At 68.5% G+C, this 24,605-nt stretch carries 25 protein-coding genes and 1 tRNA gene; 4 read left to right on the top strand and 22 right to left on the bottom strand.

The genetic code is table 11. The features are described 5' to 3' along the window. Window positions 1–46: 46 nt before the first annotated feature. The 8 genes from A5753_RS08785 to A5753_RS08750 form a co-directional block, all read right to left on the bottom strand. Window positions 47–1,240, bottom strand: coding sequence for a site-specific integrase (locus A5753_RS08785; protein WP_067125856.1), 1,194 nt, complete (start codon window positions 1,238–1,240; stop codon window positions 47–49). A 92-nt stretch (window positions 1,241–1,332) separates the two neighbouring features. Further along, window positions 1,333–1,406, bottom strand: a tRNA-Pro gene (locus A5753_RS08780). Window positions 1,407–1,598: 192 nt separating this feature from the next. Continuing rightward, window positions 1,599–2,999 (bottom strand): ribosome biogenesis GTPase Der, encoded by a 1,401-nt coding sequence (gene der / locus A5753_RS08775; RefSeq protein ID WP_067125853.1) that lies wholly within the window; start codon window positions 2,997–2,999, stop codon window positions 1,599–1,601. Further along, window positions 2,996–3,682 (bottom strand): (d)CMP kinase, encoded by a 687-nt coding sequence (gene cmk, locus A5753_RS08770; RefSeq protein WP_067125850.1) that lies wholly within the window; start codon window positions 3,680–3,682, stop codon window positions 2,996–2,998. The genes der and cmk overlap by 4 nt, the downstream gene beginning before the upstream one ends. Further along, window positions 3,679–4,422: a pseudouridine synthase gene (locus tag A5753_RS08765; protein ID WP_067125848.1), complete on the bottom strand. Its 744-nt coding sequence runs from the start codon at window positions 4,420–4,422 to the stop codon at window positions 3,679–3,681. Before A5753_RS08765 ends, cmk begins: the two co-directional genes overlap by 4 nt. After that, a complete protein-coding gene (gene scpB / locus A5753_RS08760) occupies window positions 4,422–5,129 on the bottom strand; it encodes an SMC-Scp complex subunit ScpB (RefSeq protein ID WP_067125845.1) in 708 nt (235 codons plus the stop codon). Before scpB ends, A5753_RS08765 begins: the two co-directional genes overlap by 1 nt. Then, on the bottom strand, window positions 5,130–5,945 hold the full coding sequence (locus A5753_RS08755) for a segregation/condensation protein A (protein WP_067125842.1): 816 nt from the start codon (window positions 5,943–5,945) through the stop codon (window positions 5,130–5,132). It lies immediately after the preceding gene. Continuing rightward, a complete protein-coding gene (locus A5753_RS08750; RefSeq protein WP_067125839.1) occupies window positions 5,942–6,805 on the bottom strand; it encodes a ParA family protein in 864 nt (287 codons plus the stop codon). Before A5753_RS08750 ends, A5753_RS08755 begins: the two co-directional genes overlap by 4 nt. Window positions 6,806–7,082: 277 nt before the next feature. Between A5753_RS08750 and A5753_RS08745 the strand changes: the two genes are divergently transcribed. Beyond that, window positions 7,083–7,838: an O-methyltransferase gene (locus A5753_RS08745; protein WP_067125835.1), complete on the top strand. Its 756-nt coding sequence runs from the start codon at window positions 7,083–7,085 to the stop codon at window positions 7,836–7,838. 33 nt (window positions 7,839–7,871) lie between these two features. Here the strand turns inward: A5753_RS08745 and xerD are convergent, their stop codons facing one another. The 14 genes from xerD to A5753_RS08675 all read right to left on the bottom strand — a co-directional run bounded on the left by xerD (window position 7,872) and on the right by A5753_RS08675 (window position 21,558). Continuing rightward, window positions 7,872–8,813 carry a site-specific tyrosine recombinase XerD gene (xerD, locus tag A5753_RS08740; RefSeq protein ID WP_067125832.1) on the bottom strand — a complete coding sequence of 314 codons (942 nt, stop codon included), beginning with the start codon at window positions 8,811–8,813 and terminating at the stop codon, window positions 7,872–7,874. After that, window positions 8,810–9,433, bottom strand: coding sequence for an NUDIX hydrolase (locus A5753_RS08735; protein WP_067125829.1), 624 nt, complete (start codon window positions 9,431–9,433; stop codon window positions 8,810–8,812). Before A5753_RS08735 ends, xerD begins: the two co-directional genes overlap by 4 nt. Beyond that, the gene (locus A5753_RS08730) at window positions 9,426–11,177 is read right to left on the bottom strand and encodes a CTP synthase (protein WP_067125826.1); all 1,752 of its coding nucleotides are present in this window, start codon (window positions 11,175–11,177) and stop codon (window positions 9,426–9,428) included. The genes A5753_RS08735 and A5753_RS08730 overlap by 8 nt, the downstream gene beginning before the upstream one ends. Before the next feature lie 122 nt (window positions 11,178–11,299). Then, window positions 11,300–12,244, bottom strand: coding sequence for a copper transporter (locus tag A5753_RS08725; RefSeq protein ID WP_067125823.1), 945 nt, complete (start codon window positions 12,242–12,244; stop codon window positions 11,300–11,302). Continuing rightward, the gene (gene steA / locus A5753_RS08720) at window positions 12,245–13,426 is read right to left on the bottom strand and encodes a putative cytokinetic ring protein SteA (protein WP_067125820.1); all 1,182 of its coding nucleotides are present in this window, start codon (window positions 13,424–13,426) and stop codon (window positions 12,245–12,247) included. Between the two features lie 113 nt (window positions 13,427–13,539). Beyond that, on the bottom strand, window positions 13,540–15,291 hold the full coding sequence (gene recN, locus A5753_RS08715; RefSeq protein WP_067125817.1) for a DNA repair protein RecN: 1,752 nt from the start codon (window positions 15,289–15,291) through the stop codon (window positions 13,540–13,542). Window positions 15,292–15,316: 25 nt separating this feature from the next. Next, complete coding sequence (locus A5753_RS08710; RefSeq protein WP_082971228.1) at window positions 15,317–16,246, bottom strand: NAD kinase; 930 nt, start codon at window positions 16,244–16,246, stop codon at window positions 15,317–15,319. Continuing rightward, window positions 16,243–17,052, bottom strand: a complete 810-nt coding sequence (locus A5753_RS08705) for a TlyA family RNA methyltransferase (RefSeq protein WP_067125815.1) — start codon at window positions 17,050–17,052, stop codon at window positions 16,243–16,245. Before A5753_RS08705 ends, A5753_RS08710 begins: the two co-directional genes overlap by 4 nt. A gap of 8 nt (window positions 17,053–17,060) precedes the next feature. Continuing rightward, complete coding sequence (locus A5753_RS08700) at window positions 17,061–17,246, bottom strand: hypothetical protein (RefSeq protein ID WP_064885493.1); 186 nt, start codon at window positions 17,244–17,246, stop codon at window positions 17,061–17,063. A gap of 23 nt (window positions 17,247–17,269) precedes the next feature. Next, on the bottom strand, window positions 17,270–18,319 hold the full coding sequence (locus A5753_RS08695; protein WP_067125810.1) for an HAD-IIA family hydrolase: 1,050 nt from the start codon (window positions 18,317–18,319) through the stop codon (window positions 17,270–17,272). Next, window positions 18,319–19,119 (bottom strand): tetratricopeptide repeat protein, encoded by an 801-nt coding sequence (locus tag A5753_RS08690; protein WP_197694633.1) that lies wholly within the window; start codon window positions 19,117–19,119, stop codon window positions 18,319–18,321. The genes A5753_RS08695 and A5753_RS08690 overlap by 1 nt, the downstream gene beginning before the upstream one ends. Before the next feature lie 28 nt (window positions 19,120–19,147). Continuing rightward, window positions 19,148–19,510, bottom strand: a complete 363-nt coding sequence (locus tag A5753_RS08685) for a DUF732 domain-containing protein (protein WP_197694632.1) — start codon at window positions 19,508–19,510, stop codon at window positions 19,148–19,150. A gap of 98 nt (window positions 19,511–19,608) precedes the next feature. Continuing rightward, on the bottom strand, window positions 19,609–20,880 hold the full coding sequence (gene tyrS / locus A5753_RS08680) for a tyrosine--tRNA ligase (RefSeq protein WP_156656023.1): 1,272 nt from the start codon (window positions 20,878–20,880) through the stop codon (window positions 19,609–19,611). 33 nt (window positions 20,881–20,913) lie between these two features. Then, window positions 20,914–21,558 (bottom strand): DNA-3-methyladenine glycosylase, encoded by a 645-nt coding sequence (locus A5753_RS08675; protein WP_067125804.1) that lies wholly within the window; start codon window positions 21,556–21,558, stop codon window positions 20,914–20,916. Window positions 21,559–21,667: 109 nt separating this feature from the next. Between A5753_RS08675 and A5753_RS08670 the strand changes: the two genes are divergently transcribed. The 3 genes from A5753_RS08670 (at window position 21,668) to A5753_RS08660 (ending at window position 24,566) form a co-directional block, all read left to right on the top strand. Then, window positions 21,668–22,948, top strand: coding sequence for an ammonium transporter (locus A5753_RS08670; RefSeq protein ID WP_067125801.1), 1,281 nt, complete (start codon window positions 21,668–21,670; stop codon window positions 22,946–22,948). A 110-nt stretch (window positions 22,949–23,058) separates the two neighbouring features. Beyond that, window positions 23,059–23,814: an ABC transporter ATP-binding protein gene (locus tag A5753_RS08665; protein ID WP_067125798.1), complete on the top strand. Its 756-nt coding sequence runs from the start codon at window positions 23,059–23,061 to the stop codon at window positions 23,812–23,814. Beyond that, window positions 23,748–24,566, top strand: a complete 819-nt coding sequence (locus tag A5753_RS08660; protein ID WP_197694631.1) for an ABC transporter permease — start codon at window positions 23,748–23,750, stop codon at window positions 24,564–24,566. The genes A5753_RS08665 and A5753_RS08660 overlap by 67 nt, the downstream gene beginning before the upstream one ends. Window positions 24,567–24,605: the final 39 nt, after the last annotated feature.

The raw sequence follows: 24,605 nt of genomic DNA, 5'->3' as shown, positions 1-24,605 counted from the left end.
TTAGAAACAATTTAGATTGATAAGCGGATTTATCCCGGTCAGCGGCTCAGAGACTTAATTGAACACCGAGAGCCACCACGGCAGCCCTGGCCCCATCGTGAGAGCCATGCCCATACACATCACCTGTGATGCTGATCGAGCTATGGCCCAGCAGGTCGGCCACCTGCCGAATGTGGGTACCGCCTTCCAACCAGGCGACGGCTGCACTGTGCCGCAGCGTATGCACGCCAACACCTTCCAGGCCTGCCTCGGCCGAGGCCAGCTTTATGTCGCGCAGCACGGAGCTGGGCTCAACGGGGGTGCCCAACTCCGACGTGAACACCAGGCCGGTGTCCTGCCATACATTGGCAGCGCGCAGCCGCTCTTCCAGCTGGGTTTTGCGGTGTGCCTCGAGCATGGCGACCACAGGAGGTGCCAACGGGATCTCTCGACGTGACCGCTCGCTCTTGGGCACGGTGATGGCGAGCTTGCCATTGACTCGGCTTAGCGTGCCGCGCACCAGCAGCACGCCGTCGTCGAGATCCACATCAGCCCACCGGAGCGCCAGGGCTTCGCCACGCCGCAGTCCGGTAGAGGCGATGAGCTTGAGCACCGGCGCGTAGCGCAGACCGTCAGCAGCCACCAGGAGGGCCGAGACCGCGCTGGTGTCCAAGTACTTGGCCTCGATTCGCCGAACTCCGGGACGCTTCACCAGATGGCAGGGATTGCGCGCCAGCAGGCCGTCGCGGACAGCACCGTCGAGAGCCTGGCGCAGAATCGTGAACGTCTGCCGGATGGTCGAGTCGGACAGTGCTCGCACCGGCTCAGGGTTGGGGTGTTCCTGGGTCGGTTTGCCCGGCTTAGTCGCTGCTCGCATCGAGAGCACCAGGCCTTCGATGTCGGACGGCTTGAGCCGATCCAGCCGCACTGCACCGAGGGGGCCGGACTCAAGGTGCTTACGGCTGAGGTTGGCGTACAACTCTTTGGTCGCCGCCTTGCGGTCACCGGCAGCCAAGGTGGTCGCTCGCCAGTGCACGAGCCATGCGCTCAAAGTCGAGGTGGCGTCCCTCGGAGGCTTCCCCGCCTCCAACCGATCCTGCACCTTGTCCAGTTCGGCCAGCGCGAGCTTCTGCGTGGCCCCGTAGACGGAGACTCTTTTGCGTTCTCCCGTAGCGGAGTCCCGATACGACAAGCGGGCTTCCCAGCGTCCATCGGTACGTTGCCGGACTGCTCCCCGCCCGTTTGCTGCGCGCTTTGCCACGGCGCCATCTTACCGGCCAATTGGGGTATGAATTGGGGTCACACCCCTTCGGCTGGATTCCTATAAGAGGTGAAAACACCTTCTGAACTGTGTCGGGCTGACAGGATTTGAACCTGCGACCACTTGACCCCCAGTCAAGTGCGCTACCAAACTGCGCCACAGCCCGCGCGCCGATGCTTGCATCGGCAGCAGGTCGAAAGCCTACCGTAAACGCGCGAGCGACCCGCCAGGCGACCTTCGCGTGGCGGGCGGCAGGCGACCAATGACCTGATCGCAAATGCGCTAGCGCCGGTGCTAGCGAAATCGGGAAACATCTATTGGTTTGGAGAGACCGTCAGCGTCCCGAAAACGGCGTCGCTCAGCGCCGTCTGGCTCCCCGCTTTTCGCGCAGCCGCACGTTGATCCGGATCGGCGATCCCTCGAACCCGAAGGTTTCGCGCAGCCGGCGCTCCAGGAAGCGGCGATACCCGGCCTCAAGGAACCCGGTGGTGAACAAAACGAACGTCGGCGGCCGGGCGGTCGCCTGGGTGGCGAACAGGATGCGAGGCTGTTTGCCCCCACGCACCGGGGGCGGCGTAGCCGCCACCACCTCTTTGAGCCACGAATTCAACGGGCCGGTCGGAATCCGCGCGTCCCACGACGCCAGCGCGGTCTCCATGGCGGGCACCAGTTTCTGCAATGCCCGACCGGTCTTGGCGGAGATGTTGACCCGCGGCGCCCACCGCAGCTGCACAAGTTCGCGGTCGATCTCACGCTCCAACAGCTCGCGGCGGTCTTCGTCGACCAAATCCCACTTGTTGAAGGCCAACACCAAGGCCCGGCCGGCCTCGATGACCATCGACAACACCCGCTGATCTTGCTCGGTGAGCGGGTCCGACCCGTCGATCAGCACGATCACCACCTCGGCCGCATCGATCGCCGAGTGCGTTCGCACCGAGGCGTAGAACTCGTGCCCACTGGCCTGACCGACTTTGCGTCGCAAGCCCGCGGTGTCCACGAACCGCCACACCTTGTCGCCCAGCTCGATCAGCGAGTCCACCGGGTCCACGGTGGTCCCCGCGACGTCGTGCACCACCGAGCGCTGATCGCCGGCCAGCTTGTTCAGCAGAGAGCTCTTGCCCACGTTGGGCTTACCGACCAACGCGACGCGTCGCGGGCCGCCGGACGTGGGCGCCACCTCGGACACCTCGGGCAGCGCGGCAAGCACCTGGTCGAGCAGATCCGCCACTCCGCGGCCGTGTATGGCGCTGACGGCGTGCGGCTCACCGAGCCCCAGCGACCACAGCATCGCCGCGTCCGCCTCGGCCTTGTCGCTGTCAACCTTGTTGGCCGCCAAGAAAACTGGCTTGCCGGACCGCAGCAGGATCCGTGCGGCGGCCTCGTCGGCCGCCGTGGCGCCAACGACGGCGTCGACCACCAGGATCACCGCATCGGCGGTGCGCATGGCCACCGAGGCTTGTTCGGCCACCAGTTGCTGCAGTCCCTTGGCGTCGGGTTCCCATCCCCCGGTGTCCTGCACGACGAACCGGCGGCCGGTCCACAGCGCGTCGTAGGACACCCTGTCGCGAGTGACGCCCGGGATGTCCTGCACAACCGCTTCCCTGCGGCCCAGGATCCGATTGACCAGCGTCGACTTGCCGACGTTGGGCCGGCCGACCACCGCCACTACGGGCGCCGGGCCGGCCGCCTCCTGTTCGGCCAGACCGAATCCGACGGAATCCCAGTCGCTTTCGTCGCTCCACGTGCCATCCTGACTCACCGCACGACCCCGATTCGCTGCTTGACAACGTCGTGCAGGTGCGAAATGACCTGGGCCTCGGTCATCTCGCTGGTGTCGACGACCACCGCATCCGGGGCCGCCCGCAGCGGTGACACCGCCCGGGTGGAATCCAGACGGTCGCGGCGGCGGACGTCGGCCAGCACCGCCTCGTAGTCGTCGGCCAAGCCGGCCGCCACGTTCTGATCGTTGCGCCGCCGCGCCCGGGTTTCGGCCGACGCGGTCAGGAAGATCTTCACGGGCGCATCGGGCAGGACGACGGTGCCGATGTCCCGGCCCTCGACGACCACACTGCCCGGGCCCTGGGCCATTTCGCGCTGCATGGCGACCAGCCGGGTACGGACGGCGGGCACCGAGGACACCGCCGACACCGAGCCGGTGACCCGGTCGCCGCGGATCTCCGTCGAGACATCCTCGCCGCACAGGAAATAACGGTTGCCGTCGGGGTGATAGTCCACCGACATCTGCACGGTGTCGGCGGTGCGTGCGACGGCATCGGCGTCGGCCGGGTCGATGTCGGCGCGCAGCACGGCCAGCGTCACCGTCCGATACATGCCACCGGTGTCCAGGTAGCGGGCACCGAGCGATCGCGCCAATCCCTTTGACACCGAAGACTTTCCGGTGCCCGCCGGTCCGTCAATGGCCACCACCACGTCGCCGCTCACATTCCCACCGCTTTGTACAGCTGGCCGACCTCGTGATGAGCCAACGCCCGGATGGTGCCGGGCCGCTGCTTTCCCAGCGCGACCGGCCCGATGTCGGTGCGCACCAGCGACTCCACCGGGAATCCGACGGCCGCCAGCAGCCGGCGCACGATGCGGTTGCGCCCCTCGTGCAGCGTCACCCGCACCAGCGTCTTACCCGGAATGGCGTCCACCACCGCGAACTCGTCGAGTTTGGCCACTCCGTCGTCCAATTCGATGCCGGCACGCAGCTTCTTGCCGATGCCGCGTGGCACCGACCCGGCCACCGTCGCCAGATACGTCTTGGCCACCTCGTGTGAAGGGTGCATCAGCCGGTGTGCCAATTCGCCGTCGTTGGTCAGCAGGATCAGCCCTTCGGTGTCGGCGTCCAACCGCCCGACATGAAACAGGTTCTTGTTGCCGCGGACCTTGCGCTCGACCAGATCGCCGATGCACGGCCGGCCGCGGTCGTCGGACATGGTCGAGTGCACACCGCGCGGCTTGTTCAGGGCGAGGTACACCTGCGAGTCGTCGAGCACCACCCGGGCGCCGTCGACGCGGATCACCGAGGAGTCGGGATCGACGCGAGTGCCCAGTTCGGTCACTACGCGGCCGTCCACCTCGACGCGGCCGTCGATGATCAACTTCTCGGCCGCCCGCCGCGACGCGATTCCGGCTTGGGACAACACCTTTTGCAGCCGGATCCCCTGAGCTTCTTGCATCAATCCTGGTCCACGTCGAACGTCAGTGCCTGGTCGGACTGTTGACCGCCGGACAGTTTGATGAAACGTGGCTCGCTGTCCAGGGATTCGCTGAGGTCCTCGATCGCGTCGACGTCGGGAAGCAGCGGCGCGATGTCCGGCAGGTCGGCCAGCGAGGTCAGCCCCAGGCGCTCCAGGAACAGCTCGGTGGTGGCGAACGTCACCGCGCCGGTGTCCTCGTCGACCCCGGCCTCGGTGATCAGGCCGCGCGCCAGCAGCGTGCGCATCACGGCGTCGACGTTGACGCCCCGCACCGCGCTCACCCGCGCGCGGGTCACCGGCTGGCGGTAGGCCACGACGGCCAGCGTCTCCAGCGCGGCCCGGGTGAGCTTGGACCGCGCCCCGTCCAGCAGCAGTTTCTCGACATAGGGCGCGAACCGGGCGCGGGTGTACATCCGCCAGCCCTCGCTGTTTTTCCGCAAGTCGATGCCGCTGTCGCGTTCGGTGAGTTGCTCGCCCATCTCCTGCAACTTGGCGGCGATCCGGTACACCGGTTGCTGCGTGGCCGACGCCAGCGCCTCCGCGGTGACCGGGGTGTCGACCACCAGCAGCAGCGCCTCGAGCACCGAGCCGAGCTCTTCGGACTCCATCGGCACGACTTCGGCGATGTCCGGGATGCCCGCGTCGAGATCTGCTTGGAGATCGACGTCCGGCATATCTTCAGTCACCTATTCGTCCCGCACTTCTACCAAGGCTTCGCTCGCCGGACGTTCCCCGGTCCACGAGATTTGGAGCACGCCAAGCGGCTCTGACTGGTCGAATGCTACCGCCCGGGACCGATACAGTTCGAGCAGCGCCAGGAAGCGCCCGACCACCTCCATCGACGCCTCGCAGTCGGCGACCAGATCAGAGAACGTCGCCCACGCACCGCTGCCCCGCGCTTGCAGGATGGCCAACAACTTCTTGGCCTGCTCGGGAACCGACACCTGCACCTGGTGCAGGTGCCCGACCGACACGGTCGGCACGGGTCGCGGGCTGAAGGCGATCGCGGCGATTTGGGCGAAGCGTTCGGCGTCGACGCCGATCATCACCTCGGGCAGCAGCGCGGTGAACCGGTCCTCCAGCGACACCGAGCGCGGATAACTGCGCAGGGCTGTCGCCTCGAGCTCGGCGAACATCTCGGCGACGTGCTTGAACGCGCGATATTGCAGCAACCGGGCGAAGAGCAGGTCGCGGACCTCCAGCAGCGCCAGGTCTTCGTCGTCGTCGACCCGTCCGGCGGGCAGCAGCCGGGCGGTCTTCAAGTCCAGCAAGGTCGCGGCGACCACCAGGAACGCCGTGGTCTCCTCCAGCTCCAGCTGCGGGCCGATCTCGCGGGTGTAGGCGATGAAGTCGTCGGTGACCTGGTGCAGCGCCACCTCCGTCACGTCGAGGCGATGGGCAAAGATCAGCTGCAGCAACAGGTCGAACGGGCCCTCGAAATTGGTCAGGCGAACCTGGAAGCCGTTCTGCTGTGGCGCCTCACCGGTTTCGGTCGCGTTCACGCGCCGAATCGGTCGATGAACTCGCGGGCCAGCGCGCGATAGGCGATGGCCCCCGTGGATCGCGGGGCCCACGTGGTGATGGGTTCGCCGGCGACGCTGGTCTCCGGGAATCGGACAGTGCGGGTGATGACGGTGTCGAAGACCAGGTCGCCGAACCGCTCCACCACCCGGGCCATCACCTCGCGCGAGTTGACCGTGCGGGGGTCGTATCGGGTAAGCAGGATCCCGCTGATCTCGAGCTTCGGGTTGAGCCGGTCGCGCACCTTATCGACGGTGTCGGTCAGCAGCGCCAGCCCGCGCAGCGAGAAGTACTCGCACTCGGTGGGGATCACCACGCCGTCGGCACAGGCCAGGCCGTTGACCGTGAGCAACCCCAGCGAGGGCTGGCAGTCGATCAGCACGTAGTCGTAGCGATCGAGCACCGGGTGCAGCGCGCGGCCCAGCGTCTGCTCGCGTCCCACCTCGTTGACCAGCTGAATCTCGGCGGCCGACAGGTCGATGTTGCTGGGCACCAGGTCCATGTGCTTGACGCGGGTCTGCAGCAACACGTCGTCGATCGACACCCGCGGCTCGACCAGGACGTTGTGGATGGTCTTGTCCAGCTCGTAATGCGGCACGCCCAGGCCCGCCGACAGCGCGCCCTGCGGATCCATGTCCACCAGCAGCACCCGGCGGCCGTATTCGGCGAGCGCGGCGCCCAGGTTGATGGTGGACGTGGTCTTGCCGACGCCGCCTTTCTGGTTGCACATGGCGATGACCTTGGCCGGGCCGTGCGAGGTGCGCGGCTGTGGCTCCGGGATCTCCCGGAGCGGCCGCCCGGTCAGGCCGAGCTCGGCGCCGGTGTCCGGCTGCTCGGTCATGGCGGGGGTGTTCGGGAGGTGAACATCGTCGGAAAGTCTAACGGGTTCGTGGCGCGAAACCCGGCGACCCGCAGGCAATTAACCAGCTAATATGCGCAAAATTGGGTGGTAGAACGCACATCCCGACAGCCTGTTAACTTCAGTCACAGCAGCACCAATTTCGGAGGGCGATGCGACTCCGAAACGCGCTAGCACCGGCGCTATCGCTCTAGCGAATGGTCCATCGTCACCACCACGGGCGATGGGCGCGATGAGTCCACGGCCTATCGTGACGTCTATGGATCTCAAGCGACGGATTCCTCTCCTGCGGTGGTCGTTTTGGCGCATCGCCGCCGGCGCCCGGAACATCACCACCACCGGCCAGATCGGTGACGGGCGCGAGGCGGCCGCCGTCGAGTACGTCCTGCGGAACGCCCGGGCCGGCGACGTCGACGACGTGCTGGCCACCATCGACAAGTTCGCGTACGAAAAGTCGCTGCTGATCAATGTCGGCGACGAGAAGGGGCTGCTGCTCGACGCCGCCGTGCGGCGCGCCGATCCGTCGCTGGCGCTCGAGCTGGGCACCTACTGCGGATACGGCGCCCTGCGCATCGCCAGGGCCGCCCCGAAGGCCAAGGTGTTCTCGGTCGAACTGGCCGAGGCCAACGCCGCCAACGCCCGCCAGATCTGGGCGCACGCTGGCGTCGCCGACCGCGTGACGTGTGTGGTCGGCACCATCGGCGATGGTGGGCGCACCCTGGACGCGCTGGCCGACGAACATGGATTTACCGCCGGCACACTGGATTTCGTGTTCCTCGATCACGACAAGGACGCCTACCTGGACGACCTGAACAGCATCCTGGATCGGCAGTGGTTGCATCCGGGCTCCATCGTGGTCGCCGACAACGTTCGGGTGCCCGGTGCGCCGAAGTATCGCGAGTACATGCGGCGACAGCAGGGCAAGCTGTTCAACACCGTCGAGCACAAGGCCCACGTCGAGTACCAGACACTGGTGTCCGACCTGGTGCTGGAGTCCGACTACCTCGGCGGCTGAGCCGGCTGAGCTGGCCGGGCGGGGTGGAGAAGACTACTGCGCCCGCGGGTGGGCCCCGGCCCACACCTCGCGCAGCGCGTGCACGGTGACCATGGTGTAGATCTGCGTCGTCGTCACCGAGGCGTGCCCGAGCAACTCCTGCACAACCCGCACGTCGGCGCCGCCCTCCAGCAGGTGGGTCGCGAAGGAATGCCGCAGCATGTGCGGCGACACCCCCGAGGTGATGCCGGCACGCTCGGCCGCGTCCTGCAGGACCTGCCACGCGCTTTGCCGCGACAACCGCCCCCCGCGCACATTGAGGAAGATGCCCGGCGTTCCGCGCCCGCGGCGCGCCAACTCCGAACGGCCCCGCACCAGGTATGCGTCCAGGGCCGCGACGGCGGGACGCCCGATCGGCACCAGCCGTTGCTTACCGCCCTTGCCGCGCAACAACACCGAGCGCGCGTGCGTGTCGACGTCGTCGACGTCGAGGCCGACCGCTTCGGAGATGCGCGCGCCGGTGGAGTACAGGAGTTCCAGCAGCGCCCGGTTACGCAGGGTCAGCGGGCCGTCGGCAGGGCTGTCGCCGCCCGCGGCCTCCAGTAACGCCAGCACCTGGTCGATCGTCAAACTTTTGGGCAGTCGTCGGCCCGGCGTCGGTGGCCGGACGGCACGCGCCACGTCGAGTTCGGCCAGCCCTTCGGCGGCGGCGAATCGATGCAGGCCCCGCACCGCGATCAGCGCCCGCGCCGCGGACACCGCGGACAGCGCGGCGGCCCCGGTGTCGGGATCGCCGCGGCGCAGCGCCACCAGGAATTCGCTGACGTCGTTCTCCCCCACCTTGGCGAGGTCGTGGATTCCACGGTCGGACAAGTGTTTTGTGTAGCGGCGCAGGTCGCGGCTGTACGAGCTGAGGGTGTTCGCGGCGACGCCGCGCTCGATCGTCAGATGGTCGAGGTAGCCCTGCAGCTGCGTGTCGAGCGCCGCCGTCGTCATCGCCCGGCCTTGCGCGCGACGAACGCCGTCGGCTTGTCCCGCCACGGGCTGTCCACCGGACGCGGCTGCGCAACCCCTGCCGTCACGGCGTGGGCGGCCAAAATCCCCGCCGCCGCAATGGCATTGACGATTTCACCGCTGAGTACCTTTCGGGCGGCGTCGGCCAGGGGATACCACTCCAATGTCATGTCGGCCTCTTCGTCGTGCGCATCGGGCCGGTCGACCTGAGTGAGGCCGGTGGCCAGATAGACGCGCACCGACTCGTCGCTGAAACCCGGTGTGGAGTCGAGGTCGACGAGCACCGTCCAGGCCGCGGCCTTCAGCCCCGCCTCCTCCATCAGCTCGCGGGCCGCGGTGAGGTGGGCCGCCTCGCCGTGGACATCGAGCAGCCCCGCGGGCAGCTCCCACAGTCGCCGGCCGAAGGCGTGCCGGTACTGGTAGACCATCGGGATGTTGCCCTCGTCGTCCATCGCGACCACGGCGACCGCGCCAAAATGTTCGACGATCTCGCGGGTCACGACCTTGCCGCCGGGCATCCGCACCCGGTCGCTGCGCAGCGCGAAAATCTTTCCGGTGTACAGGGTTTCGGACGACGCCGTCTCGAAGACGTGTTCAGCCACGGGCCGCGGGCTCAGCTATCGGCCGCGCAGCGCTGTCCCGGTGCTGGATGCCGTTCGATGACTGCTCCGGGATTTCCACCGGCAGCAGCTCGCCCGCCTTGTAGTCGATGGCCGCGCCGACGAAGGCGACGAACAGCGGGTGCGGCCGGGTGGGTCGGCTCTTCAGCTCCGGGTGAGCCTGGGTGCCGACGATGAACGGATGCACGTCCGGCGGGTACTCGACGAACTCCACCAGATGGCCGTCCGGAGATGTGCCGGAGAACTTCAGGCCGCTCTCGGCGATTTTGTCGCGGTAGGCGTTGTTGACCTCATAGCGGTGGCGGTGACGCTCGGACACCTCGGTGGCGCCGTACGCCTGGGCCACAATCGATTCCGGTTCCAGCACCGCGGGGTAGGCGCCCAGCCGCATGGTGCCGCCCAGGTCGGCTTCGCCGGCGACGATGTCGACCTGGTCGGCCATCGTGGAGATGACGGGATCGGGCGTCTCGGGGTCGAACTCCGCCGAGTTGGCCTGCGCCAGACCGGCGGAGCGGGCCGCCTCGATCACGATGCATTGCAGACCGAGGCACAGGCCCAGGACCGGCAACCCCCGGTTGCGCGCGTGGTGGATGGCGCCGATCTTGCCCTCGATGCCGCGGATGCCGAACCCGCCGGGGATCAGCACGCCGTGCACGTCACCCAGGGCCGACGCCGCACCGGCCGCGCTCTCGCAGTCATCGGAGGGCACCCAGACCAGCTCCACCTTGGCGTGGTGCTTGAATCCGCCGGCGCGCAGCGCCTCGGTGACCGACAGATAGGCATCGGAGAGCTCAACATACTTGCCCACCAAGGCGATTCGCGCGATCTCGTGCGGCTCGTGCACCCGGCGCAGCAGGTCGTCCCACTCGGTCCAGTCCACATCCCGGAACGGCAGGTTGAGCCGGCGCACCACATAGGCGTCGAGTTCCTCACGGTGCAGCACCTTGGGGATGTCATAGATCGACGGCGCGTCCGGGGTGGAGATGACGCCGTCGATGTCGACATCACACATCAGCGCGATCTTGTTCTTCAGCGCTTCGGGAACGACGCGGTCGCAACGCAGGATCAGCGCGTCGGGGGTGATACCGATGCTGCGCAGCGCGGCCACCGAGTGCTGGGTGGGTTTGGTCTTGAGTTCACCCGACGGCGCCAGGTAGGGCACCAGCGAGACATGCAGGAAGAAGACGTTCTCGCGCCCCAGGTCGTGACGCACCTGGCGCGCCGCCTCCAAGAAGGGCTGCGACTCGATGTCGCCGACGGTGCCGCCGATCTCGGTGATGACCACGTCGGGACGGTTGCCCTGGGCGTCGGGCTGGGCCATCGACATGATGCGCCCTTTGATCTCGTCGGTGATGTGCGGGATCACCTGGACGGTGTCGCCGAGGTACTCACCCCGCCGCTCCTTGGCGATGACCGTCGAATAGACCTGTCCCGTAGTGACATTCGCCGAACCGGACAGGTCGCGGTCCAGAAACCGTTCGTAATGGCCGACGTCGAGGTCGGTTTCGGCGCCGTCCTCGGTGACGAAGACCTCGCCGTGCTGAAACGGGTTCATGGTGCCCGGATCGACATTGAGGTACGGATCGAGCTTCTGCATCGTCACGTACAACCCGCGGGCCGTCAGTAGCTGACCGAGGCTGCTGGCGGTCAAACCCTTGCCCAACGAGGAAGCGACTCCCCCGCTGACGAAGAGGTGCTTGGTGGCGGATTGCGGGTGCTTTCGCACAGACGACCTCCGTGAAGACGGGCAGGGCGTGAAAATTGTTCTAGCGAATAACTAGATGGGCCTGCCGACCCACGGAAACCCACCCTAACATCCGCCGCCCTGTGCCGCGGCTAACACGCCCGCTACTGAGGCACCGTGATTGACGCCGCCCCGTGCCCGGTGCCGTACTGCCCGGCGTGGCCGCCGCCCAGCAGGTCGTGCAGGCCCAGGACCGCGGTGATGCGCCCCGGCGCGGAGTCGACGTCGTCGACGGTGGTGATCGCCGAGTTCATCCCGGCGTCGGCGCGGGTCACCGCCACGGCGGCGCCTCCGGTTGCCGAACCGTCGCGCCCGGCGAGCAGGGTGCCCGAGCCGTGCGGGGCCAACGCGGCCGAGAACCGGGCCACGCTGACGCCCTTGTTGCCGGCGTCCGGGGGCAGCGCGCCCCCTGTGACGACCAGCGCGGCGTTGGCCGCGGCCAGGTGATCGGTGGCCTGATAGGTGATGAAGCCGGTGTCACGCAGCGCCGCCAGCACGGTGTTGCGCTGGATCTCATCGACCGCCGGCGCTGCCGGGTTCGCGTTGGCCAGCAGGGCGATGCCCATCAGGTCGCCCGCCTGCGAACCCTGGTCGACGAGCTTGGTGCTCAGCTGCTGGCCCGCGGGCAGCACCGAGGAGTTGACCACCGTCTGCAGCTTCTCCGCAGAGTTGGCCTCCACGAACTCCTGCGTCAACGACACCGTCCCGGTCACCGTGCCGCCGGCCTGACCGATGAACTTCGACACCGCGGCCACGTCGTCGTCCTGGGCGTCCGGGGTGCGAAACACCACCACCGACTTGCCGCCCAGCGCGTCGTGCACTATCCGGCCGACCAGTTGGGTGTCGAAATTGTTTGCCGCGCTGAGCTTTTCGTTCAGCACATTCTTCTGGTCGTTCAGCCCGCTGATCTGGGTGTTCAAGTCGCGCTTCTCGTCGCGGAGGCTGGACAACAAGGTGTCCGACAAGAAGCCGGAGCCCAGCACGACTCCCACGGCCAGCGCCAGGAAGACCGCGGCCAGCGACAAGGCATGTTGACGCAACGAGATCATTTAGGTGACCCACTTCTGCACCGTCAGGCAGAAGTGGTTCCAGTAGTCGGTGACCCAGTGCAGCACCACGCCGTCGGTGCGTGATACCCACAGCGCGACGATGACGGCGATCAGCATGGTCAGCGCCAGCAGCGCGATGGCGCCCGCCGAGATGTGATTGCGGTACAGGGTGGCCACGGCCTTGGCGTCCACCACCTTCTCGCCCACCCGCAGCCGGGTGAGGAAGGTGGAGGGGTTGCTGTGCGCGCGGGTGCGGTCGAAGAACGTCTCGATGTTGGCGGTGTGACCGGCCGTCACCAACAGCGCGGCGCCGTGGTGATCGGCCAGCAGCAGGGCCAGGTCGATCGCCGAACCGGCGGCCGGGAACGTCATCGCCCCGACGCCGAGATCCTGGATGCGTTCCAGCCCGGGCGCGTGGCCGTCGGCGTCGGCGGGCAACACGACCTGGGCACCGCACTTGAGCGCGTCGGTGCTGATCTGGTCGGGGTCGCCGACGATGACCTGGGGGCGGTAGCCCGCCTTGCGCAAGACGTCGGCGCCGGTGCCCACCCCGATCAGGGCCGGCTGATACTCCTTGATGAACGGCTTGAGCGACTTCAGGTCCTCCTCGGCGCTGGGCTCGTCGGCGACGATCACCACATGCCGGCGGCGCAGGTCGACGTCGACGTCGGGGATGCCGATGCCGTCGATCAGCAGCGGGCTCTCGCTCTTGATGAACTCGATCGTGTTGCCGGCGAACGCCTCCAGGTGCGCGGACAGTCCGCTCTTGGCCTCGCGCATCAGGTCGGCGATGTCGTGGTCGGTGCGCTCGGTCCCGCGGACCAGCCTGCGATCGCCGACGTACACCCCGCCCTCGTGCAGGCGGATCTTGGAGCCGTCCTTGACCTTCCTGAAGATGTCGGGTCCGGCCTCGTCGATCAGCGTCACCCCGTTGTTGACCAGCACCTCGGGGCCCATGTTCGGGTAGCGGCCCGACACCGACGGAGACGCGTTGACGACCGCGGCGATGTCAGCCTCCACCAGCGCGTCGGCCGTGATGCGGTCCAGATCAAGGACGTCGAGCACCACGATGTCGCCGGGGCAGACCCTACGCAGCAGTCGGTCGATGTTCCGGTCAACGCGGGCGGTGCCGACGAGGCCCGGCCGGGCGGGGTTACGGGAAAGCAGGCCTGACATCTTCATGGGGGCGATTCTGTCCGCGAAGCCCCGGCGAGGACGGGAGGCGCGCCGTAACATCAGCCTCAGAAGTTATCTAGAGTCCCACGAGTCACAGCTGTATCACGTGTTCCGGACGGTTAGATCTCATCCTTCTGCGCCGCGTCGAGCAGTTCACGGGCGTGCGCGCGGCCGCTGTCGGATTCGCCCAGCCCGGCCAGCATCCGCGCCAGCTCGGCCACCCGCTCGTCGTCGGCGACCCGCCGCACCACGCTGGTTCCCTTGGGTCCGGCTCCATGCACCACCAGGTGCACGTCGGCGTACGCCGCGACCTGCGGAAGGTGGGTGACCACGATGACCTGATGGGTGCGCGCCAGCCGCGCCAGCCGCCGCCCGATCTGCACCGCCGCCCGGCCGCCAACGCCGGCATCGACCTCGTCGAAGACCATGGTCGTGCCCGCCGCCGAGGCGGCCAGCACCACTTCCAACGCCAGCATCACCCGGGACAGCTCGCCCCCCGACGCGCTCTTCGCCAGCGGCAGCTGGTCCATCCCGCGGTGGGCCGCGAAGCCGAACTCCACCTGGTCGACCCCGTCGGCGCCGGCGCGGGCGAGCTCGCCCGAGGGCAGCATCAGCGTGGCGGCGTCCTCGGCGGCCGACGCGACCTCGACGGTGACGCCGATGCTGAATTGCGCGTCGGCCATCGCCAGCCCGGACAGCTCGGCGGTGACCTCTTTGGCGAGCCGCTTGGCGGCCTTGCGCCGGATGTTGCTCAGATCGACCGCGGCCTGGGCCAATTCGTGCGCGAGTTCGTCGACCCGCTTCGTCAGCGCGGCCAGCCCTTCCTCGGAGACGTCGAGTTGGGCCAGTCGCTCCCTGGATTCACGGGCCCAGGCCAGCACGCCGTCGATGTCCGCGGCGTACTTGCGTGTCAGCGTGCGCAGTTCGGCCTGGCGGGCCAGTTTGGATTCCAGCGCGCTGGCATCGACCGGCAGCTCCTCGAGGAAGCCGCCCAGCTCACCGGCCGCGTCGACGACCACCGTCAGCACCTCGCCGAGCTGGCCGGCCAACGCCAGCAGCTTCGCGTCGTCCGTCGATTCCAGTGCGGCCCTTGCCTTTCCGAGGCTGTCGGTCGCGCTGAATCCGGATCCGTCGGCCTCGTCCGAGGACAAAGCCGCACGGGCGCCGGCCGCGGCCTCGCGCAGGGTGTCCAGTTCGGAGAGCCGCAGGATGTCCGCGACCAGGGCATCGTCCTCGCCGGGTTGCGGGTCCACCGCATCGATCTCGTTGAGCGCGAAGTTCAGCCGGTCGGCCTCCAGCGCGAGCTCGCGCATCCGGTTGCGGCGGTCCAGCAGGTCGCGCCGGGCCGACAGCCAAGCGTCGCGCAGTTTGCTGTAACGCTCCAGTGCGGGGCCGGCCTTCGCGAACCGGTCCAGCGCGCCGCACTGCTCCTCGGGCCGCATGAGCCGCAGCTGGTCGTTCTGCCCGTGCAGGGTCAGCAGCCCGGCCGTGAAGTCGCCCAGTGACTTGGCCGGCACGCTGCGGCCGCCGAGGTACGCCCGCGACGGTCCGTCCCGGCTGACCGAGCGCAGCGCGATCACGCTGCCGTCCTCGTCGCGTTCGGCGCCCGAGGCGTCCAGCATGTCGTTCAGCTTGATGATCGTGGCTTCGTCGAGATCGGTTGTGGTGAAACGGCCTTCGACGATCGCCCGGTCCGCACCGGACCGCACCCGGGTCGCGTCCGCGCGGGCACCGCCGAGCAGGTGCAACCCGGTCACCACCATCGTCTTGCCCGTGCCGGTCTCACCGGTCAATACGGTCAGGCCGCGGCCGAACTCCCCCACCGCGGCGCTGATGGCACCGAGTGACTCGATGCGGATTTCGGTCAGCATTCAGCTAGCACCAGAGCTAAGGCCGTCAGTTCCCGCGCCACCCGGTCACCGGCAACCGGAATTTGCGCACCAGCCGGTCGGTGAACGGGGCGCTGTCCAGCCGGGCCCATTTCACCGGTGTGTCGCAACGCTTTACCTCCAGCCGGCTGCCCGCCGGTACCAGCATCTCGCGGCGACCGTCGCAGAACACCAGGGCGTCATGGCCGTCGGCCTCGATCTCGATCGCGATGGTGGCGTCCGGGCTGGTGACCATGGGGCGGCCGAACAGCGCGTGAGCGTTGTTGGGTACCACCAGGATTGCCTCCAGGTCCGGCCACAACACCGGCCCGCCGGCGGAGAACGCGTAGGCGGTGGATCCGGTCGGCGTCGATACCAGGACCCCGTCGCAGCCGAACGCCGACACCGGGCGCCCGTCGATCTCGAGGACCACGCCGAGCACACCCAGCCGGGGACCCTTCTCCAAGCTGACTTCGTTCAGCGCCCAACCATGTACCGAGACGTCGCCACCGTGGCGCACCATCACGTCGAGCGTCAACCGATTCTCCACCCGATAATCTTGTGCGACAACATGATCCAGCACCCGGTCGATGGCCTCGGCCTCGGCCTCGGCCATGAAACCGATGCGGCCGAGGTTGATGCCCAGCACCGGGATATTGGCGTTGCGGGCCAGTTCGGCGGCCCGCAGGAACGTGCCGTCGCCGCCGAGCGCCAGCACCAGTTCGCAGCCCGCGGCCGCCTGGGGGTCGGCGTTGACCACCTCGATCTCGATACCCAGGGCGCGCATGTCATCGGGGGCCAGGTGCATCGGCCCCTTGTCGACCGCCTCGGCGGACAGCACACGAAGCTCGATCCCTTTGTCGCTCAGCACTTTCTGTACGCGCCGCGCGGTCTCGGTGGCCTCCTCTCGGCCGGTGTGGGCCACCATCAACACGGTGCGTGGCGCGCTCTCGTTCACTGTGGCCCGCTTTCCACGGCTCGCCGCACCGCCGTCACCAGCTCGTCGCCGGCAAGTGGGCTATCGGTCTGGGCGCGCAGCCGCAGGAAGTACTCGACGTTGCCCGACGGCCCCGGCAGTGGGCTGGCGGTGACGTCGACGGTGTGCCACCCCAGCTCGTCCGCGCGACCGGCGACCGCCAGCACGGCGTCGGCACGCAGGCCGGGGTCGTGCACCACACCCCCGGCGCCGACCAAGCCCCTGCCCACCTCAAACTGCGGCTTCACCATGGGAACGATATCCGCGTTCGGCGCGGCACATCCAGTTAGCGCCGGCAGAACCGTGGATAGTGAAATGAACGACAGGTCAGCCACCACGAGGTCGGCCCGCCCGCCGACCGCCGCCGGGGTAAGGTCGCGAACGTTCGTCCGTTCGACGACGATGACCCGGGTGTCGCTGCGCAGCGACCAGGCCAGCTGGCCGTACCCCACGTCGACGGCAACCACTTCGGTGGCCCCGCGATCCAGCAAGACTTCGGTGAAGCCACCCGTCGATGCGCCGGCGTCCAGGCAGCGGCGGCCGGCGACCGAAATCTCGAAGGCGTCCAGCGCCCCGATCAGCTTGTGCGCCCCGCGCGACACCCAGCCGCGCTCGCCGTCCTCGGCGACGGTCAGGGCGGCGGTTACGGCGACGGCGGTGCCCGGCTTGCGCGCCGGCATGCCGTCGATGCAGACCTTCCCCGCACCGATCAATTCGGCGGCCTGCTGACGGGACCGGGCCAGGCCGCGCCGGACCAGCTCGGCGTCAACGCGGGCGCGTCGAGACATCCGCGCACTCAGCCCTTCTCCGCCGACTCCAGCGCGGCCAGCAGCACGTCGTGCGCCTCGGACAGGCGGCGTGCTATTTCTTCGAGCTCGTCGAGCGACGGCACCTTCTCGGGGTCTTCGCCGTCCCCGGGCTGGGGCAGCCGCGCGAGCAGGGCGTCGATTTCCGCGCGAATCTCGTCGGGATCGATAGTCATCGCGTTCCTACGCTAGTCACCCGTCAGTCTGTGCGCACCAAAGACCAGCGTTGCAGCGCGGCGCGTGCCCGGTCGTCGGCGGCCTCGACGCGCACGTCGCTAGAGCTGGAGTCGGAGCCGGACTCTGAGTCGGGGCGCGCGTACACCGCGGCGGCGACCGCGCGAACGATCGACAGGTCATCCCCGTCGTCCGCCCCGTCGGCACTGACGGTGATCTCCGCGTCCGCGGCCTCGACCCGCCACCCCGGCTGCGGGCCGACCGCGAGCCGCCCGGCGTCGGTGTGCAGCGAGCGCAGGTCGTGGCCAATATAGGTGGGGCGTTGCGCGGGCTTGGCGAAAACCGCGTCCCGCGCGGAATTGACCCCGGTCAGCACCATCAGGCTGGGCAGCTCGGCGGCGTTGGCGCCCTCGATGTCGGTGTCGAGCCGGTCCCCGATCACCAGTGGGGCGCGAAAGTCGCCACGGGCCGCGGCATCCCGCAGCAGTCCGGGTGCCGGCTTGCCCGCCACCTGGGGCTCGCCGCCGGTGGCCGCCCGCAGCGCGGCCACGAACGATCCGTTGCCGGGCAGCAGTCCGCGCTCGGTGGGCAGCGTCAGGTCGACGTTGGACGCCACCCACAGCGCGCCGGCCCGGATGGCCAGCGCGGCCTCGGCCAGCTCCGGCCACCCGATGGTCTGGGACAGACCCTGCACGACGGCCGCCGGGTCGTCGTCGTAGCTGCGCACCGCCCGCAGTCCGACCGCCGTGATCTCGTCTGCCAGGGCCTCGGTGCCCACGATCAGCACCGGTGAGTCGGGCGGCAACCGGTCGGCCAGCAGCCGCGCCGCGCTTTGCGCACTGGTGGCGACGTCGTCGGCGACGGCCGTGAAGCCCAGCTCGGTCAGGTGCGCGGCGACCTCGTCGGCGCTGCGCGAGGCGTTGTTGGTCACGAAGTACGCGCGGCTGCGCACCTCGGCCAGCGCCTGCACCGCGCCCTCGGTGGGCCGACGGCCGCGAAACATCGTGCCGTCCAGGTCTATCAGCAGGCAGTCATATTGCTGCGCAAGGGTTTTGGCGTGATCTGAGCCGGTCATCAGCCGAGTTCACTGACCCGGTCTTCGGCGTCGGTGACGCCGTCGACGTCCGCGGCAGCGGAGTGCAGGAACCACTGCAGCGCCTCGTCGCCGCGGCCGAGCGCCAGCAGGGTGTCCGCGTACGCGTAGAACAGCCGCGCGGCCGTCGTACCGGTGCGGGCCGGGTCCAGTTGAGGCGTGGACAAGATGGTGAGCGCCTGCTCGAGCTGGCCGAGATCCGCGCGCGCCCCGGCGGCGACGATGCGCAACTCGTCGGCGTCGTCACCGCTGAGCTCGGCGGCCTCTGGCCCGCGCGTGAGTTCGATCGCCCGCTCCGGACGGCCAAGTCCGCGTTCGCAATCGGCGATCAGCGCCAGTAGCGAGGACTTGCTGCCCATCCGGCGGGCAGCGCGTAACTCGGCGAGCGCCTGGGCCCAGTCACCGCAGTGGTAGGCGGCGATGCCGACCGCTTCCCGAATGGTGGCGATCCGGCTGGACCGGGCGCGTGCCGCCCGGGCGTGGCGCAAGGCGGCCGCCGGGTCTTCGTCGAGCAGCTCGCCCGCGGCCACGAGGTGGCGCGCGACGGCATCGGCGGTGGCGCGGTCCAGCGTGCTGAGCTCGCGCCGGATCTCGGGCGCCAGCTGCTTGGCTTCCACGCCGGGCGGTATCGGCGGCCCGTCCTGGGGCGCGCGATCGGCCTGGGCCTCCCCGCGCCCGGCGCCCTGCGGTTGAGCCGGGCGCGCACGGCCCGGACCCGACCAGCCGTTGGACGCCGGCCGCCCCCGCCGTTCGCCGCGGTGCCTTTGCCTGTCGTCGACCACGCAGCCGAGAATACGGGCAGGCCGCCGCCTAGCTTTGCGGCCGGTTACCCACCAGCGGCGCGATCATCGCCGGACAGTACGTCGCGATCGCGACGATCGTGAACCGGCCCGCCATCTCGTACGACATTCCGTTGCCCTCGGCCATCTTGGCGGTCACCTCGTCGAACGACCCGCCGGGCTCGAACAGCATCGGGCATACCGACTGCCCCATCGCGGTGGTGCCGGTCGGCTGGGTATAGGAAATTCCGGCATTCGTCAGCGCCGACAGGAAAGCATTGCTCACCATGTCGGCGCGGATCGGCGCCGACAGCGTCGCGGCCAGTGCCACCAGGCCGGTGATCACCCCCAGGATCGCCAGGCCGGTAAACCGCAGGCGCGTCGCGAAAAGCACCGTGACAACAGTCGTCCTCGAGGGTCACGTCAAGGACACGGTGAGGTAAAGATTCGTACACGCACGCGTTTTGTGCGGCCCTTCCGGCCCCGGTCCGGCTAGAGCTTTTCGACCCCGGCGACGGTGCGCTTACCGCGGCGCAGCACCAGCCATTTGCCGTGCAGGAAGTCCGACGGCTGCGGCGCCCATTCCTCGCTGTCGATGCGCACGTTGTTGACCGAGACGCCGCCCTCACCGATGGTTCGCCGCGCGGCCTTCTTGCTCTCGGACAGCCCGCTGGCGACCAACAGGTCGACGATCCCGTCAGGTCCACCGGGTTTGAGCTCGGCGACCGAGGTCTCCCGAAGCGCCGCCGCCAGCGTGGCCTCATCCAGGCGGTCGAGTTCGCCTTGCCCGAACAGCGCCCGGCTGGCGTGCTCGACGGCGTCTGTGGCTGCCTCGCCGTGCACCAGCACGGTCAATTCGCGCGCCAGCCGCCGCTGGGCGGCGCGCTGCTGCGGACGCTCTGCCGTCGCCTGTTCCAGCTCGCCGAGCTCGTCGGCCGTCAAGAAGGTGAACCAGCGCAGGTACCGGACCACGTCGGCGTCGGCGGTGTTGAAAAAGTACTGGTACCAGGCGTAGGGCGTGGTCAGTGTCGGGTCGAGCCACAGGCTGCCGCCCCCGGTGGACTTGCCGAACTTGGTGCCGTCGGCGGCGGTCACCAGCGGCACCGTCAGCGCGTGGACCGAGGCGCTCAGCTGCTGGCGCACCAACCGGACGCCGGCGATGATGTTGCCCCACTGATCCGAGCCACCGATCTGCAGAGTGCAGCCGTAGCGCCGGTGCAGCTCGACGTAGTCGTTGGCCTGAAGGAGCATGTAGCTGAACTCGGTGTAGGAGATGCCGTCGCCGTCGAGACGCCGACGTACGGTGTCGCGGTCGAGCATGACGTTGACCGAGAAATGCTTGCCGACGTCGCGCAGAAACTCGATCGCCGACATGGGGCGGGTCCAGTCCAGATTGTTGACGACGACTGCGCCTGTCGGTGATTCATCGAAGTCGACGAAGCGTTGCAGCTGCCCGCCGATCCGTTCGGTCCATTCGGCGACGGTGTCCGCCTCGTTGAGGATGCGCTCGCCGATGTCGCGGGGATCGCCGATCATGCCGGTGGCCCCTCCGGCGAGCACGATCGGGCGATGGCCGGCGCGCTGGAACCGGCGTAACGCCAGCAGAGGCACCAGGTGCCCGGCGTGCAGGCTCGGCGCGGTGGGGTCGAAGCCGGCGTACACCGTCATCGGGCCGCCCCGGGCTTCGGCGGTCAGCGCATCGAGGTCGGTGGACTGCGCGATCAGGCCGCGCCAGCCCAGCTCGTCGATGATCATGTCGCCCATGATCCAAGATCCTTCCACCCGAGAACCGTCCGGCTAATCGCTGGCGCCCGGGGCCGGCGCGCGGGGACTGCGGCGATACGCCGAGACTTCCGGCCGGCCGGCAAGCCACAGCCGCCACGGCCGGTCGGCGGCCTGGCTGACGCCGACGCGCGGGCCGGCCGTTGCGCTCAGCGGTTCGTGCAGTTCGAGGGTCACCGGACTGTTGCGCGCGAAGAGATCAATGCCGTTGTCTTCCATGGTGATTCCCATGGCAGAGCACAGGTTGCCCGGGCCGCGCGCCAAAGCGGCGGTGTGCACCAACTCGCCTCGGCGGGCACGCGCGACGTCGGTGCCGTCCTCGATGGCCGCGGCACGCAGCAACACCGCGGCGGCGGTGCCGTCGGGTCCGCAGGATACGTTGGCGCAAACGTGGATGCCGTGGCTGCGGTAGGTGTACAGCCGGCCGGGAGGCCCGAACATCACGAAGTTGCGGGCGCGCAACCCCTTGTACGAGTGCGCGGCGGCGTCGGGCCAGGGACCGTCGGGGACTCCCCCATAGGCTTCGACCTCGACGACCGTCCCGCGCACCCCCCGCGCGGTGAGGGTGGCGCCCAATAACCGGCGCGCGGCCTCGACCGGGTCGACTAACAGCTGCGCCGCAGCGGTGCCTTGGCGAAAGCGTCCTCGAGCCTCGACCACATCAGATCCTGATTCCTCTTTTCTGAACCCAACGAACCTACCGGCAGCCCAAACGTGGCAGTATCCCGGTGTCCCGTGACCCCGGGGGCCGCGAGAAGGAGCCCACCTCATGCATGCGATCGATCCCGCCGCCACGGCGTGGCTGTTGGCCAGCACCGCGCTGGTCTTGCTGATGACCCCCGGCCTGGCGATCTTCTACGGCGGCATGGTCCGCACCACCGGGGTGCTCAACATGATGATGATGAGCTTCATCTCCATCCCGCTGGTGACGGTGGCGTGGCTCCTGGTCGGCTACACCCTCGCGTTCTCCCAGGACGGGATGAGCGGGCTCGTGGGCAGCCTCAGGCATTTCGGGATGCTCGGCATCACTCCCGACACCGTTCACGGCACAGCGGTGCCCGAGTTGCTGTTCGCCACCTTCCAGTTGACATTCGCGATCATCACGGCCGCCCTGGTCAGCGGCGCGATCGCGGACCGCGCCAAGTTCGCCGCCTGGATGGTATTCGTTCCGGTATGGACGATCGCCGTGTATGCGATTGTCGCGCACTGGGTCTGGGGTCCCGGCGGCTGGCTGGCCAAGCTGGGCGTCCTCGACTACGCGGGCGGGCTCGTCGTCGAGATCGTCTCCGGGTCGTCCGCGCTGGCGCTGGCGCTGGTGCTCGGACCCCGTATCGGATTCAAAAAGGATGCGATGCGGCCGCACAATCTGCCGTTGCTGTTTGTCGGTGTCGGGCTGCTGTGGTTCGGCTGGTTCGGCTTCAACGCCGGTTCCGCCTTGGCCGCCAACGGAACTGCCGCGGCCATCTTCCTCAACACGCTGGTCGCCGGGTGCCTGGGCATGCTGGGTTGGCTCTCGGTCGAACAGGTCCGCGACGGCCGTCCCACCACTTTCGGTGCGGCATCGGGTGTGGTCGCCGGTTTGGTCGCCATCACCCCGTCCTGCGGGACGGTCAACACGCTCGGCGCGACGGTCGTCGGGCTGGCGGCGGGCGTCGTGTGCGCGTTTGCGGTAGGCGCGAAATTGCGCTTCAACTATGACGATTCGCTCGACGTGGTCGGCGTGCACTTCGTCGGCGGCGTGGTCGGTGTGTCGTTGATCGGCCTGTTCGCGACGGCGGTCATGACGGCGGGCCCGCGGGGCCTGTTCTACGGTGGCGGCGTCGGCCAGCTGGGCAAGCAGGCGCTGGCGATCGGGGTCGTCGCGCTCTACGCGTTCGCGATGACGTTCGTGCTGGGGAAGGTCATCGACCGGCTGATGGGTTTCCGGGTCAGCGCCGAAGACGAGACGACCGGTGTCGACCTCACGCAGCACGCCGAAACCGCTTACGCCGAGGGCGTGCACGGCCATCTGCCGCAGCGCCGCCCGCCCACCGGCGAACGCTTCAACTAGGCCCATCGGCGCTGCGCCCCGTCCCGCGACCAAGCGGCGACGCAACCGCGTCCCTCACGAATTCAACGTCGACCTTGACAACACAGGTCGGCCGGACGATTATTCATCGCATGATGAGTTCATCGCATGATGAATTAATTCCCGCCCCGGCGGTGCGCATCGAGCACCTGCGCGTAATTCGCGGTAAACGTCCAGCTGTGCACGACCTCTCCGTACAGATCGCCCAAGGCAGCATCACCGGCCTGCTCGGCCCGTCGGGCTGCGGCAAGACCACGCTCATCCGTTGCATCGTCGGCACCCAGGTCATCTCCGGCGGCACCGTCACGGTGCTCGGCAAAGAGGCCGGCTGCGCCGAGCTGCGCCATCGCATCGGTTACCTGCCACAGGACCCGACCATCTACCACGACCTGCGGATCGTGGACAACGTCCGCTATTTCGCGGCGCTCTACGGATTCGACGGCCAGGCCGCCGATGCCGCCATCGATCGCGTCGGATTGACCGATCACCGGACTGCGTTGTGCGGCAACCTGTCCGGCGGCCAGCGCACCCGGGTTTCGCTGGCCTGCGCGTTGGTCTGCCAGCCCGACCTGCTGGTGCTCGACGAGCCCACGGTGGGCCTGGACCCGGTCCTGCGCGCGGACCTCTGGGAGCAGTTCGCCGAGCTGGCCCGCACCGGGACCACGCTGCTGGTCTCCAGCCACGTGATGGACGAAGCCGACCACTGCGGCGACCTGCTGCTGATGCGCGACGGCCGGTTGGTCGCCAACACCACCCCGACCCAACTGCGAGAGGACACCGGATGCACGTCACTGGAGGACGCGTTTCTGTCCATGATCAAGCGCAGCACCATGCGCGAAGCGGGCTGAGCCTGCGCGGCTACACCGCGACCACCGCGCGAATCCTGCGCCAATTGGTCGCCGATCACCGCAGCGTCGCGATGATCCTGCTCGTGCCGGTCCTGGTGATCAGCCTGATGTACTTCATGTTCCAGAACGCCCCGCACCGCCCCGGCGGGCCGACCCCGTTCAACAACGCCTGCCTGATTCTGCTGGGCCTGTTCCCACTGTTCGTGATGTTCATCATCACGGCGATCACCATGCAGCGCGAACGGGCCTCCGGGACGCTGGAGCGCATTCTGACCACGCCGCTGCGCCGCCTGGATCTGCTGATCGCCTACGGCACCGCGTTTTCCATCGCGGCTGCGGCGCAAGCGATTCTGGCGTGCATCGTGTCGTTCTGGCTGCTGGGTTTCGACACCGCCGGCAGCCCGGCGTGGGTGTTCGTCATCGCAATCGTCAACGCCGTGCTGGGCGTCGGTCTGGGCCTGCTGTGTAGTGCGTTCGCCCGCACCGAGTTTCAGGCTGTGCAGTTCATCCCGTTGGTGATGGTGCCGCAGCTGCTGCTGGCCGGCATCATCGTGCCGCGCGCGCTGATGCCACACTGGCTGCAATGGATCAGCAATGTGCTGCCGGCCAGTTATGCGCTGGAGGCCTTGCAGCAGGTGGGCGCGCACCCGGAACTGACGTTCATCGCGGTGCGGGACATCGTCGTGGTGCTGGGCTTTGCCCTGGCGGCGCTGTGCCTGGCCGCGGCCACGCTGCGGCGACGGACGCCGTAGTGGCGATCGCAAGCGCGGCGCGCCCGGGCGCAGCGGGTC

The organism is Mycobacterium sp. 852002-51971_SCH5477799-a, from assembly GCF_001667145.1.
Taxonomy (GTDB): Bacteria; Actinomycetota; Actinomycetes; order Mycobacteriales; family Mycobacteriaceae; genus Mycobacterium.
The sequence above is the reverse complement of the archived record's forward strand: the minus strand, read 5'-3'. Positions and strand labels throughout refer to the sequence as shown.